This window comes from Pseudomonas rustica, assembly GCF_018336155.1.
GTDB lineage: Bacteria > Pseudomonadota > Gammaproteobacteria > Pseudomonadales > Pseudomonadaceae > Aquipseudomonas > Aquipseudomonas rustica.
This window is the reverse complement of the sequence record NZ_JAGYHF010000009.1, coordinates 191,704-204,465: the sequence shown is the minus strand read 5'-3', so window position 1 is coordinate 204,465 and position 12,762 is coordinate 191,704. Positions and strand designations below refer to the sequence as shown.

Below are 12,762 nucleotides of genomic sequence, written 5' to 3'. Positions count from 1 at the left end.
TGGCCATGATGATTACCGCCAAAAAATGATAATCACTGCCAAAACACTGAGGATAGTCTGATGGACTGGCGCCAAAAGCGTAACCTGACCGGCGTACGTTACCTGCTGGATACTGCCGAGGCCGAAGGTGTGGAGGCTGCCAACTGCCTGATTGGCAGTGCCATTTCCAACGAAACACTGCTGCAGCGCAATGCGCAGATCGAGGCATGGCAAGAACTGGCGGTGATCCGTAATCTGCTGACGCACGCCGGCAGACCAGGCCTGGGTTTCGTCGCAGGGCAGCGCTACCACCTGACATCGCTGGGGCTGCTGGGTTTCACCATGTTGGCCAGTCGCACGCTCGGTGAGGCGTTTGCCACCTTCAGCCGTTTCCAGTTGCTGGCACTGACCCTCTGCCCGGCGCGGATCGAGGCAGACCGGCGCGGCACCTGGCTGCTGTTCGATGCCAGCGTGCTGCCGCAGGACGCCCGCGCCTTTGTTATCGAACGCGGACTGTCCGCCTGCCTGGGCGTAGCCTGCGAGTTGCTGCAGCGGCCACCAGTGCCTTTGGCTGTGGAGATGATGGCCAGCGCGCCGACGGATCTGGCCACACTGGAGCGCGAATTTTCCTATCCGGTCAATTTCGAGGCAGCACGTAACGGCATACTGTTTTCAACTGCTGACCTGCAGTTCAGCTTACCGCAGGCACACATCAGTGCCTTCAGTGAGGGCGAGCAGCAATGCGAACGGTTTTGTCTCGATATATCGCACAGTCTGGTCAAGGCGCCCACCGCACGCTTGGTGCAGCAGGTGCTGATCCGTGATTCGTCGACTCTGCTCAGCAGTCGCAGCGTGGCGCAACGTCTTGGGCTATCAGAGCGCACCCTGCATCGCCGTCTGGCGAAGGAAGGCCATGCCTTTCAACAGCTGAACGAGCAGATCAAGCTGCGTCTGGCCGAGCGCCTGCTGAGGGACTCACACCTGGACCTCGCCAGCATCGCTCTGCGTCTGGGCTACGCCGAGACGGCCAGTTTTTCGCGGGCATTCAATCGCTGGACTAATAGTCCGCCAGGAAAATGGCGCAGTAATGCGCACTTGGGGGACATCTAGCTGTCCAGAAATAGTCGTCCGAGTTCCTGTGATGCGTAAGTCCGCTATTGGCCGATTTCTGCCCTTCATGACCGGCAGCTGTCGGCCAGCCGGGTGCGCTCTAAAGCGTCCAGGGAATTGGGGGCTTTCAGTACGGGAGCAGGTATTTACCCTGCGAGATCGACTGAAGGTGATTCATATAGCTGTTGAGTCCTTCGAGGACCTCTCCGATTTTGTTTGGGTTAGCTCTACCAAAAATTACGCTGAGGGCCACGTTCACGTCGGGTCTCGCCCGAATCCTTTGCGAAACCAGGTCGAAACCCGAACGCTGCACAATCAAATAAATTGCTTCCTCAAGGGTAATGATCTTTTCCCAGAGGCTATCTACGATGGGTACTTCTGATATCTCAGAGAGGGCGATAAGGGCTCGTTTATCGCCGGTGATGAGGGCGTCGTCTTCGTCTTGGCTTACGGCCGCAAACAAGATCGCTTCTCCGCTGTCGATATCCGGCCGATTTAGCTCGAGGATCGTATTAGCCGAGTCGGTGACTACTTGGACCTCTGTCGCAGCCTCGACGAGCCGCTGAGCCGTCACAACAGCGTCTTGTGATCCCAATTTCTTTAGGGCGGCGTCGGGTTTGTTAAGCCTGAGCTGAAAACGAAGCTGTGGAAGTATCGCGAAGTCGCTGAGCGGGCACTCAAGAGCGAGCGCAAGCTCGTCTAGAAGCAAGTACTGACAAAGGGACTTGGCTGCGTCGCTATCAAGTAGGTACACGTGTGACTGACCCGAAGCCTTGGATAGCTAGCACGTGCTCCCGATTCTCGTCGCTAAGAGCTCCGAGATCGGTACTTTGCATGAACCACTGATTAAGCACCTCGATCGCCCCTCTGGGGTCTGCGATATAACCCAAGGCCTGATTTGCTCGGGCCCAATCGTCATTCTCTCTGGCGTAGGAAAGAATTAGGTGGCCGGGGTCGACTCCAAGTTGTTCTCCAGCTATGACAGCATTCGAGGCTAGTACTGCTGCGGAGTCTGGTCGTCCGATAGCTTTAAGCACGTTTGTATGCCCGTTCCTCAAAAGTGCGAGAGCGAAAGAGTCAGCCTCTTTCTCCTCCGCATCCTTCCTGGTGGCGTCACTCCCGGCCAAGGCATCGGTGACTTCGGCAATGTCCTCGTCTATGAGAACACCATTTTCACCGACGTGGCCGCATACGATATGAGCGAGTTCATGTGCTAGGACGAACAACTGTCGAGCGTGCTGGGGGCTATTAAATCCTAAAACAATTGCGGGTCTGCCTTGAACGCTAACGGCCATACCTGTCATCCGCTTCGACGTTTTGGGCAAATCCTTGAGAAACAACACAGGAATGCCCTGAGCCCAGCAAAGCGCCAGAAGCCCTTCAAAACCTACGCTATTCGTACCCGAGATCTGGCGAACTAGGTGCCCGATATAATTCGGGTCAGGGGGTAAGGGGCTGTATGGGGCTCCGGCACTGAAAATTGAAAGTCGAGCCAACGCCATGCCAAGGCTGGCCGCTATGTTTAGCGCCCCTTCCTCTGTACCTCTTCTTCGCTTGAATCGAGCGTTGGGCGTAGCCGCGTCGATTGCAAGACTGCCGTCTTGGGCAAAATTTACAACCAAGCCCAAGCGTTGCTTAAGCAACAGTGCAAATTGGAAGGCTCCAGCGCTGGTCTTGAAGAGGCTGTGATCCCACCAATCGGGCAATAGTCTCTCAACATAAGGGCGCGGATATCCTGCAGCCTTAAGACTTTCGAAGGCGGACTTCACTGTTATTGGAGTCGTTGCGTCATGCATAGCACCCTCCCATAACATTAGATTCCAGCATCATTTTCACATGCAGGCCCTTCGGTGGGCAAAGAGCAGTTCAGCAAGGCGACGAGCGTGCTCCTCACTGCCATCCCACACGTTTGCCAAACTATCCATCAAGACATCTGAAGTCCGAGGGTCAGGCAATTCCAGCTCTAGCGAGATTTTTGCATAAATGCATAATTCCCGGTGAGTCTTTGTAACCCGCTTCGGCTTGCCAAAAAGGTTGCGGTGAATCTGTGGCTGGCCTAATCCAGAGGCATTCGCTATTGAGGTGCTCGTCCTTTGTCCGTGGGACGCAAAGAAAGCGAGGAGCTCTGCGACGATTTTGGTTTTGCTTTTCATGCATTTCATAAAGTATAAAATAGCATAAATGCATGGTTTTGGTGGTCGGTGGCATTACCCAAGCCACCCATCGCCGTATGAGATAAACTGACTAGCTGTCCGGCAGGACGCCGGCGGCCATCGAGAATTGGATAATGCGCGAAGCGGAGATCAAACGAGCACTCACTCACTACTTGGATACCTCGTTGGGTATCCACCCTGGCTTGTTCCTGGAGGAGCTACAGCTTAGTGGCGGTGAGGTTCGTGCAGACCTTGTCCACATCTACGATATGCATTGCTATGAGATTAAGAGTGAGGCCGACTCCTTGAAGCGCCTTATCGGTCAAGGATCCCGTTACGCTCGAGTTTTTGATCGCATCACGTTAGTGACTGCGGAATGCCATCTGAAAAACGCGCTTCCCTTGTTGCCGCCGTGGTGGGGGATCATCCTTGTCCCTGAGGTGCCTGAGGCGGGGTTTAAGCATGTTCGGGCCGCAAGACCTAATAAGCGCCACGAACCTGAGGTGCTTGCCTCCCTACTCAAGCGAGACGAGGCGCTTCACCTCTTGACCGAAATGGGTAAGGTTCGAGGCTGGAAGAGCAAGAGCCTATATCTCATTCAGGCATATATCGCAGAGCTGCTCACACTTCCCGAGCTCAAGAACAATGTTCGGGACTACCTCCTCAAACGGGTCGAGGAAGCTACACCTCAATTTTCAGCCTGCCCGGCCTAGTACTGTTCCTTAATCACCGTCGCAAGGTGATGACACCAACCTTCAGTGAAGTGGAAGAGGCCTGCATTCTTCTTTTTGATTGCCGGATTCGCTCGATCTGCAATTAATTCGTCCCCATAGGAATACTCTCGGCCTTTGAAGGAGGCTGCATGCACGGTCACCATCAAAGTCGAGATAGCAACTGAATGCTCTGACTTGCTTCCGTCAGCTCGCAACACCAACCAGTCAAGGTTCCTTGCATAGCGAATGGCAACACGGCCGCCGCGGCGAGTTAGTGTCTCCTCAGTCCAGCGCGGAGATATCGTCCCATAGTCTGAATATCCGAGAAGCAGTCCGGGAGCGTTGGTATTCAGCGCGGCCCATAGAGACCAGTCTCGGCGTGGCAAGTTAGCTACCGTTTTTACGGCCGCAAGACTCTCGGGGAACGCACCTGATGCCACATGAATTTGGGAAAACCCTGCGTTCTTGAACGCCGCCATCATGCCTGTAAAGGCGGGTACCTCTGCGGCTTCCCAAGCGGGAGTAACACCTAGATCGACCATAAGATGAATACGGTTGCCAGGCCTTGATAGTACCTGTGCGGCCATCATCGTCTGGGTGTAGTGCTCAGCATTAACTGTTAATCCACTGATACGTAAGCGTAGGAAAATCTCAGGGAAGGATTGCACTAGACCAAGTAGCGCAGGGCGTAGCAGAGGGGCATCTAACGGATTGATAACTGGAAGAGTTGGAAAGCCGTTAGCTTTTGCGATCTGAAGGAACGCCTCAAATTCTAAAGGACGAATGCCAACGAGCCGCCCTTCGGGATTCGCATAATCTACCAATGCAGGGGCTCCCCAAGCTGTTTGGAAATTCCCTACCAGGCTGCTGTGTTGATTCGAGTGACGGACCTCGATGCAGGGGCGAACGTAGGGCTTAACGTCTCCCCGAGTCTGAAGCAGAGCTCTCTGCTCCCAGGACTGCCACTTAATGATCGGAATGTAGTAAGGGTGGTTGGGGAATCTAAGTGCCATATGCCTTCCTTGGGATCGCGTAGTGGTCCAATCGCTTTTATCACGAAGGGTGGCACTTTGAAATCACCGCAGATAGGTTGAGATCCAATTGCTATTCCGGCTCTAGCATTTGACTTAGCGTCGGGATCTTGCTGGCGCTGCTTAGCGTTCATCATTGATGGCGTCTGGTCAATTTGACGTAGTTAAGGCGCTTTCAGCAAGTTCCGCTTCTGGCCGCTCTCTGCCGGCCGTGACAGGAAGATGCGGGAAAAAAGCAGACATTATGCTTTTCATAGAGCATCTTCAGGCATCTGATAGGATCAACCAAATACCTACAATAATACTGGTCGTTTAACTTCATGAACGCGATGCACAGTTCTGACAATGTCACTTTTTCGGCACCTCCTATCAGCGTGGCAATTGCCGACGATAGCTACCTTATTCGCGAGGGCTTGTCGCAGATTCTTGCCCAGTCTCCAAGAGTTCGTGTAGTCGGGCTTTATGCTGACCCAACCGCGCTGCTTGCAGCGGTAGAAGCAAATCCACCACAGGTTGTCATGACAGACATCCGCATGCCGCCTACGCAAACGGATGAGGGCATGCGAGTAGCAGAACATCTGCGCCAGAGCCATCCGGATATAGGCGTAATCGTGCTGAGCCAACATGGCAGCTCACAGTATGCAACCGAGCTACTGGAGAAAGGGGCATCTGGGCGTGGATACCTGTTAAAGGATCGTATTCACGACCTCGATCATCTGGTGTCTACCATTCATGCGGTTGCAACTGGTGAGTGTCGAATTGATACGCAACTAATTGAATCCCTGCTGTCGCGCAAGCACCAGCGCTCCCCCTTAGAAGAGCTAACACCACGCCAGCGGGAAATCATGGCCGACCTTGCGACAGGTAAGAGCAACCTTGCCATTGCGCGCGACAGGGGAGTAACCCAGCGGGCGGTGGAAAAACATATAAGCGAGATTTTCGGCCGCCTTGGCTTGGCCAACGACGAAAGCATCAGCCGCCGGGTACAAGCGACGCTGCTTTATTTATCACGTAACGGCCAATGAAAAGCCTAAAACCCTGGCTCGCTATCCTCGGTGGAGGCACGGTAACCATAGTTGCCGGGATCATGGCGACAGGCGCGGGCTCGACACGAATAATCGACGCCTTGATGGCCGGCGTTGGCGTGATGTTGGTTTCCGGCGTGGCGATGACCGTGCGCGCCCGCTACCCACAACGCCCGCTCTGGATATTGCTCGGAATGCTCGCTGTAGCTTACGCGCTTCATCCCCTAATTTATTCGACCAATGATCTGCTCTATACGATTGGCAGAACCGTTCGCCCCTGTGCTGAAGCGCTGCTGGTGTGGGTGGTGCTGACCTTCCCGACTGGGCGCATCACCGACCGACGTGAGGGTATGCTGATTGGCGCAGCTATCGCTGCTATTGCCTTGCTATGGCTACCCAGCGTGATGCTGACTCCGCACGTGCCGCGCTTCGGCCCACTGCCCTCCTGCACTGACGTGTGCCAGGACAATTTACTGTTTATTGCCGACCACCCTACCTGGTCCAACCTCCTGCTGAATGCCTTTCGCATCGTCAACACAGGCATCCTGATCGCGACCAGCCTGTACTTGCTACAGCGACTGCGACAGGCCTCCACACTGATGCGTCGCTCGCTCGCCCCCGTACTACTCGCCTCTGTCGCCCGCACGCTATGCATGGCGTTTTTCCTGACAACCGGGACTGGCTTGTTGTTGCTTACCTTTACCTTCTGGGCCGTTCCGTTAGCTATTGCCTTGGGCTTGCTGCGCAGCCGGCTCTACACCGCCCAAGCGCTACATCGGTTAGTGACCGGATTAAGGCGCCGGCCGAACCTGCAAGGCCTGAAAACCATGATGGCGAATGCTCTGGATGACCCATCACTGGAGCTAGGTATTTGGGAGCCAAACACTGGGCGCTGGATTAACTCATCCCAACAAGTCGTGCCGTTACCCGAACCAAGTGCCAAGGAGCAAGCCGTACGCGTACTGCATGACCTCAATGACCAACCTAGCGCAATCCTGATTCATAACCGCGCCTTGTTGGAAGAGCCGATGTTGCTGGAGGCAGTTGTTAGCTCGATCCATAACGCCATCGTCAATTGGCAATTCGAATCTGCCTTGGCCGGTGCCCATGCCCATTCTGAAACTGTCGCGGAAGAGGAGCGCCGCCGGCTTGAACAAGACCTACACGATGGTGCACAGCAACGCTTACTCGCGCTGCGTATGAAGATCAGCGTGACCAGACGCCTGGTCGATAGCGATCCGAGCCGAGCGGATGCACTGCTAGTGGAAATGGCAACGGACATTGATGCCGCCATCACCGAACTGCGTACGCTGGCACATGGCCTTACTCCGCCACTACTGGCTGAGCGAGGACTGGCAGCAGCCTTGGGAGAGGCCGCCAATAATGCGGGCTTGCCAGTAGTCACGGACTTTCAAGCACCGAGACGCGAAAGCCCGCTCGCCGAACGAGCAATTTACTTCTGCTGTGTCGAAGCCCTACAGAACGCAGCTAAACATGCAGGAGCAGGGGCAACGGCGAAAGTTACATTGCGCCAAGAACGGGATGGGATTTCGTTCGCTGTGGTGGACAGCGGCTGCAGCAACAGGCACCCGCTGAATCTCAATGAAGGCCAAGGGATCGCCAGCATGCGCTCGCGCATGCTGGCGATAGGAGGAGAGCTCGAAATCAGCATCTCCTCAACAGGTGGTTTGAGCGTCGTCGGGCGAATCCCCTGCGCGAAGGACAATGTCCAGGGGATGGCGAAAAATAGCGCGCTACAGCTGCTTCCGAAGCACCATAAGCGAGCCTCTAACATGTCCTAAAGCTAGAGGCTTTCAGTTTCAGCGAGTTTCTTTATTGCACATCAGCATCGAGGCGATGGCCGGCAACAAAACCAGTGCACCTACCATGTTCCAGATGAAGAGCAACACCAGCAGCAGGCCCATGTCGGCCTGGAACTTCAGTGCCGAGAACGACCAGGTGGCTACACCCATGGCCAGAGTGATGCCAGTGAAGGCCACCGAGGTGCCGGTAGTTTTCAACGCTTCAAAGAACGCCGCACGGAATTTCAGGCCCTGGTGCAGAAAGCCTTCCATGCGACTGTACAGGTAGATGCCATAGTCGACACCGATGCCGACGCCGAGGGCAATCACCGGTAGCGTGGCGATCTTCACTCCCAGGCCCATCTGCGCCATCACCGCTTCGCACAGCACGGTTGACAGGTACAGCGGCGCCATCAAGGCGATGGTCACTTTGATCGAATTAAACTCCCACCAGACCACTAGCGAGATGATCACAAACACCAGGAGCAGCATCAGCTTCTCGGACTGCTCGATGACGATGTTAGTCGCCGCCTCAATGCCGGCATTACCTGCCGCCTGGAGGATCTCGAAGTCTCCTGTGTCGTACTGCTTGCTGAAGGCCTCGACCGCGCTGACCACCCGGGTCAGCGTCTCGGCCTTGTGGTCACTCAGATACAGGCTGATTGGCGCCACGCTGCAGTTGGGGTCGACGAACTCGGCAGCGACACCTGAGCGGGCATTGTTCATCACGAACTGATCGCGCGACAGTTCGGCCCACTTCGGGTTGCCCTCATTGCGCGCAAGGATGTTGAAGCGCATGGTGCGATAGAGCGACTGCACCGATTCCACACCTTTGACTTCACGCATGCTCTGTTCGAACTGGTTGGCCAGGTCGGCAGCGGCGAAGCGTGCGCACTGTTCAGCCGGTGTCTTGAACATCACTACATAAACATCAGTGCTGGTGCTGTAGTGCTTGAGCAAGTAAGCGTTGTCCTGGTTGTAGCGCGCTTCCGGACGGAACTCCGGTGCGCCCTTGTCCAGGTCTCCAATTTTCAGATCTTGACGGGCGTAGTAGCCGACGCCGAGCAGCATCACGCTGAGGGCGATCAGCGGCAGCGCCACGCGCGGTTCGACCACGGCCGACAGGCGGCGGAAGATAGGCCAGGACGAATTGGCTCGCTTTTCCTGCTCACGCAAGCCGCGCGGACTGATGCCGGCGTAGGACATCAGCACCGGCAGCAGGAACATCTTGGTAAAAATGGCGACGAACACGCCAATGCTGGCGGTGATTGCCAGCTGCTGGATCACACCAATGTCGATCACCAACAAGGTGATAAACCCCACCGCATCGGCCAGCAGCGCCGTGGTGCCAGGAATGAATAGGGCGCGGAAGGTGTGTTGCGCGGCAACCAGCGGCGTGGCGCCATGCCCCATCGCGCTCATCATCAGGTTAATGTTCTGCACCGCGTGGCTGATGCCTATGGCGAAGATCAGGAACGGCACCAAGATCGAGTATGGGTCCAGACCGAAACCGAAAAGGTGCAACAGGCCAAGCTGACAAGCCACGGTGAGCAGGCAAGTCACCACGGTTACTGCGGTACTGCGCCAGCAGCGGCAATAGAGATAGAGCATCAGGCTAATCAGGCCGACTGTGATAGCGAAGAACAGCGCGATGTCGGTGGCAGCGGCCAGCAGATCACCGATGATCTGGGCGAAGCCGATCACGCGGATATTCACGCCCTGTACACCGAAATGCTCGCGCACCTGCTTTTCCAGCGCTTGGGTAAAGGCACCGTAGTCCAGCGGCTCGCCGGTCTCTGGGTTCATCTCCAGCAGTGGCACCCGGATCACCGCCGACTTGAAGTCGTTGGCGACGAAGCTGCCGAGCATGTTGGCGCGCTGGATGTTCTGCCGCACCTGTGCCAACGCCTCTGGGCTCCCGTCGTAGGTGTCGGGAATCACCCGGCCGGCGCGCAAGCCTTCGGTGGTGACTTCAGCCCAGAGCGCGTTAGGGGTCCACAGCGATTTCAAATTGCCGCGATCGACGCCAGGGATGTAGAAAATCCTATCGTTGACCTCGCGCAGAGTCTCAAGGAACTCCTTGCTGACAATGTCGCCCTTGGGGTTTTCCACCACCACGCGCAGCACGTTACTCTGCGGCCGGAGCACGCTCTCAAACTGCAGGTAGTTCTGGATAAACGGGTGGCCGGTCGGGATCATCCGGCTGAAGCTGGCGTCTGGGCGCAAGCCCAGGGCCTGGTAGCCGAGCAACAGCGAAAGGACCAAGAAGAACAGAAGCACCACCACGCGATTGCGAAACAGTGCACGTTCGGTGAAACCAACCAGCCGCTGCAAAGCGCTGGTCTCAAGTTGCGGGCTAGACCCGTCGTTCAGTTTGGCATTCATTGCAGCTGCTCCTTGAGCTCTGCCAAGGGCATGGTGATGAGGCCGGCGCTACCAATCAGCGCCAGTTGCTCGGCAGACACTTGCGCCACGCCGAGCCAAGGCGCCTTAGCGGCCGCCTGCCAAACTTTGAACTGCTGGCCATCGGTGCTGTACAGCACCACGCCACCTTGCCCGGTCAGCAGCAAGCTGCCGTCCGCCAGTTGTGCGGCGCCGTACAGACCCGCGCGCACCGGCAGCGGGATGACCTGCCAGCTCAGGCCCTGATCCTGGCTGGCCAGCAAGGTACCGCCGAAGCCCAAGGCCAGTAGGCGGCCATCGCTCAGCTGCTGCAGTTTGTACAGCGAGGCCGGGCTCATTGGCGTGATCACTGTCCAGTGCTGGCCGTCATCACTAGAGCGGTACAGACGCCCGCCTTCGCCGGCGACCACTAGACTGCCGTCGCGCAGACCGAGGACCGCATTGAAGTGCAAACGCTCGGGGTTTTCCAGGGTCGAGACAAATTCCCAGCTTTTCCCGCCATCGCGGGTATGCACAAGGATCCCATAGGCACCAACCGCCCAGCCTTGCTGCGCATCGCGGAACCACACATCCAGCAGCGGGCGTGCCGGGCCTGACTCGATACCGGCTTTAGCATCATCGAAGGCGAAGATGACATTCTCCAACTCGGTATGCAGCGCCTCGTCGTCTGGCGCCGCCGCACTGGCTAATTCCAAACGCGCCATCTCGGCCTCGGCCCACTTCAACATCAAAGCGCTTATGGCACTGCCGTCGAGTTGCTTGCTCCAGGTCTTGCCGCCATCGGTGCTATGCAGGACCACACCGTCATGGCCGACGGCCCAGCCGTTGTTGGCATCGGGGAAATGCACCGAGGTCAGCAGAACATCGACCGGCACTTGTGCCTGCTGGATCTCGCCGGAGGGCGAGCGCAACAGCACGTGGCCGCTGCCCCCCACCGTCACCAGATAATCGCCGACCAACTGCCCATCGGTGAGGGGCGACTCGCTGGCTAAGGGGGAAATTCGGGCGGCGCGCTCAAGGCGATCGACCAGTGGCGCGGCGCTGAGCGGCAAGGCCGCCAGGCCGACAGACAACAGGCAGAGCAACCTCAGCGCTGGTTGGTTGTATTTTTTCATGGCCAGCGTCTCAGAAAGTAAAAAAGGGGGAAAGCGCTAACCGCTTTCCACCCAAAGACCACGGAGTAAACAGTTAATCAGCGGCCGCTGCGACGCAGAGCCGAGGGACTAAAATCTTTCAAGTTCGCCGGAACGTTGAACTTGATTGGGATCTCCTGGTTCTGCAGGTTAACCACTAGGTAACGGCGTGCCTGCAGGTCGTAGGAAACCTCACTTATATGAAAACTGGACAAAATGTCGTAGCGCTGCAACGCGTGGGCCTCATGAAAGCGCCAAAGTTCGCCACGACTGTCATAAATGTCCGAGGCCAGGATGCTCCAGCTGTCCTCGTCGAGATAGAAGACCCGCTTGGCGTAGATATGCCGCTCACCCGGCTTCAGCGTGGCCTCGACCACCCAGACGCGATGTGGCTCGTAGCGCAGTAGGTCCTGGTTGAAGTGGTTGGGCTGAATGATCTGCTCGTACTTCAGCGAAGTATCGGCCAGCTTGTAAGTGTTGTAAGGCACAAGCATTTCTTTTTTGCCTACCAGCTTCCAGTCGTACTTGTCGGGCGCGCCGTTGTACATGTCAGCTGAGTCGTTGGTACGCAAGCCATCGGAGGCACCTGGCGGCGTGTCATAAGAGAACTCGGGCGCGCGCAGCACGCGCCGCTGCCCTGGGTTGTACTGCCAGGCCAGCCGGGACTCCTTGGTTTGGTCGAGTGGCTCATGCACCAGAGTCTGGCTGCCGGCGATACTTTCTGGGGAGGTAACGCTATTCCAGAAATAGTACAGCCGGTTCGGCTCCGGGTTGGTCATGCTTGAGGCCATGGCAAATTTTCGCATTCGGCGCACCGGAGTAAATGAGCCGTTGGCCTGCACCACCATTTCAGTCGGGTAATCGAGAAAGCCACCGGTACGATAGCGCGTCAGGTGGTTCCACATGGCCTCCAGACCCGACTTGGGAATAGGAAAAGGCACCGAGGTTTTCTGATAGTTGACCATGCTATCGCCGTTAAGCTCGAGCTTAGCGGCCTCTTCGCGGATCAGCTCGTACTCGTGCTGGGGCAGCGCAGCAGTGCGATGACTCGGATAGACGTTCAGCTTGTAGCTGGGAAACTTCGCCAGCAGCGCCTTGTACCCTGGCATCAACCGGTCGGCATATTGCGCCATGTTGGCCGCTGTAACGGTGTACAACGGTTGTTCATTCGCGAAGGGATCGATATAACCCTTGGCCGCACTGTAACCGGCCGGCGGCTGGGTAAGGCCACCGCTCCAGGCAGGAATGCTGCCGTCGGCATTGCCCGCTTGCTCGGCGCCGGTGGGCGTCAGGTCTTGGCCCAAGCGGGCAATTTCACTGGCATCCAGCTTGGCCAGGGCCGTTGCACTGGTTAGGCTGAGAAGGGTGCCGAGAATGGCAGCGGAGAGAAGATTCTTGTTCATTGGATTACCT

Annotated in this window: 10 protein-coding genes; 4 read left to right on the top strand and 6 right to left on the bottom strand. The window is 56.8% G+C overall.

The genetic code is table 11. From position 1 onward, the window contains the following. Nucleotides 1-60 precede the first annotated feature (60 nt). Nucleotides 61-1,089 (top strand): AraC family transcriptional regulator, encoded by a 1,029-nt coding sequence (locus tag KFS80_RS19100; RefSeq protein ID WP_212545573.1) that lies wholly within the window; start codon nucleotides 61-63, stop codon nucleotides 1,087-1,089. Nucleotides 1,090-1,216: 127 nt separating this feature from the next. Here KFS80_RS19100 and KFS80_RS19095 read toward each other — a convergent pair whose 3' ends face one another. Then, complete coding sequence (locus KFS80_RS19095; RefSeq protein ID WP_024014382.1) at nucleotides 1,217-1,843, bottom strand: hypothetical protein; 627 nt, start codon at nucleotides 1,841-1,843, stop codon at nucleotides 1,217-1,219. After that, entirely contained in the window at nucleotides 1,830-2,885 is a 1,056-nt protein-coding gene (locus KFS80_RS19090) for an ImmA/IrrE family metallo-endopeptidase (protein WP_160328544.1), read from the bottom strand. Before KFS80_RS19090 ends, KFS80_RS19095 begins: the two co-directional genes overlap by 14 nt. Before the next feature lie 491 nt (nucleotides 2,886-3,376). Here KFS80_RS19090 and KFS80_RS19085 point away from each other — a divergent pair, with 491 nt between their 5' ends. Then, nucleotides 3,377-3,955 carry a sce7726 family protein gene (locus KFS80_RS19085; RefSeq protein ID WP_024014379.1) on the top strand — a complete coding sequence of 193 codons (579 nt, stop codon included), beginning with the start codon at nucleotides 3,377-3,379 and terminating at the stop codon, nucleotides 3,953-3,955. Here KFS80_RS19085 and KFS80_RS19080 read toward each other — a convergent pair. Next, entirely contained in the window at nucleotides 3,952-4,968 is a 1,017-nt protein-coding gene (locus KFS80_RS19080) for a beta family protein (protein WP_071542629.1), read from the bottom strand. The two genes, KFS80_RS19085 and KFS80_RS19080, sit on opposite strands and share 4 nt — an antisense overlap. A gap of 338 nt (nucleotides 4,969-5,306) precedes the next feature. Between KFS80_RS19080 and KFS80_RS19075 the strand changes: the two genes are divergently transcribed. Together KFS80_RS19075 and KFS80_RS19070 are read left to right on the top strand one after the other, a co-directional pair. Continuing rightward, the gene (locus tag KFS80_RS19075) at nucleotides 5,307-6,011 is read left to right on the top strand and encodes a response regulator transcription factor (RefSeq protein WP_196644563.1); all 705 of its coding nucleotides are present in this window, start codon (nucleotides 5,307-5,309) and stop codon (nucleotides 6,009-6,011) included. Further along, entirely contained in the window at nucleotides 6,008-7,813 is a 1,806-nt protein-coding gene (locus KFS80_RS19070) for a sensor histidine kinase (RefSeq protein WP_024014389.1), read from the top strand. Before KFS80_RS19075 ends, KFS80_RS19070 begins: the two co-directional genes overlap by 4 nt. Before the next feature lie 18 nt (nucleotides 7,814-7,831). Here KFS80_RS19070 and KFS80_RS19065 read toward each other — a convergent pair whose 3' ends face one another. The 3 genes from KFS80_RS19065 to KFS80_RS19055 all read right to left on the bottom strand — a co-directional run bounded on the left by KFS80_RS19065 (nucleotide 7,832) and on the right by KFS80_RS19055 (nucleotide 12,752). After that, nucleotides 7,832-10,198, bottom strand: a complete 2,367-nt coding sequence (locus tag KFS80_RS19065) for an efflux RND transporter permease subunit (protein ID WP_024014388.1) — start codon at nucleotides 10,196-10,198, stop codon at nucleotides 7,832-7,834. Next, nucleotides 10,195-11,331 (bottom strand): YCF48-related protein, encoded by a 1,137-nt coding sequence (locus tag KFS80_RS19060; RefSeq protein ID WP_024014387.1) that lies wholly within the window; start codon nucleotides 11,329-11,331, stop codon nucleotides 10,195-10,197. The genes KFS80_RS19065 and KFS80_RS19060 overlap by 4 nt, the downstream gene beginning before the upstream one ends. Nucleotides 11,332-11,408: 77 nt before the next feature. Continuing rightward, a complete protein-coding gene (locus KFS80_RS19055; RefSeq protein ID WP_024014386.1) occupies nucleotides 11,409-12,752 on the bottom strand; it encodes a DUF1329 domain-containing protein in 1,344 nt (447 codons plus the stop codon). Between the last annotated feature and the right edge of the window lie 10 nt (nucleotides 12,753-12,762).

What these genes read in the sequence shown, in the direction of transcription:
- KFS80_RS19090 (WP_160328544.1), bottom strand. Translation starts at nt 2,885, where the DNA reads ATGCATGACGCAACGACTCCAATAACAGTGAAGTCCGCCTTCGAAAGT.
- KFS80_RS19080 (WP_071542629.1), bottom strand. Translation starts at nt 4,968, where the DNA reads ATGGCACTTAGATTCCCCAACCACCCTTACTACATTCCGATCATTAAG.
- KFS80_RS19085 (WP_024014379.1), top strand. Translation starts at nt 3,377, where the DNA reads ATGCGCGAAGCGGAGATCAAACGAGCACTCACTCACTACTTGGATACC.
- KFS80_RS19070 (WP_024014389.1), top strand. Translation starts at nt 6,008, where the DNA reads ATGAAAAGCCTAAAACCCTGGCTCGCTATCCTCGGTGGAGGCACGGTA.
- KFS80_RS19060 (WP_024014387.1), bottom strand. Translation starts at nt 11,331, where the DNA reads ATGAAAAAATACAACCAACCAGCGCTGAGGTTGCTCTGCCTGTTGTCT.
- KFS80_RS19065 (WP_024014388.1), bottom strand. Translation starts at nt 10,198, where the DNA reads ATGAATGCCAAACTGAACGACGGGTCTAGCCCGCAACTTGAGACCAGC.
- KFS80_RS19055 (WP_024014386.1), bottom strand. Translation starts at nt 12,752, where the DNA reads ATGAACAAGAATCTTCTCTCCGCTGCCATTCTCGGCACCCTTCTCAGC.
- KFS80_RS19100 (WP_212545573.1), top strand. Translation starts at nt 61, where the DNA reads ATGGACTGGCGCCAAAAGCGTAACCTGACCGGCGTACGTTACCTGCTG.
- KFS80_RS19075 (WP_196644563.1), top strand. Translation starts at nt 5,307, where the DNA reads ATGAACGCGATGCACAGTTCTGACAATGTCACTTTTTCGGCACCTCCT.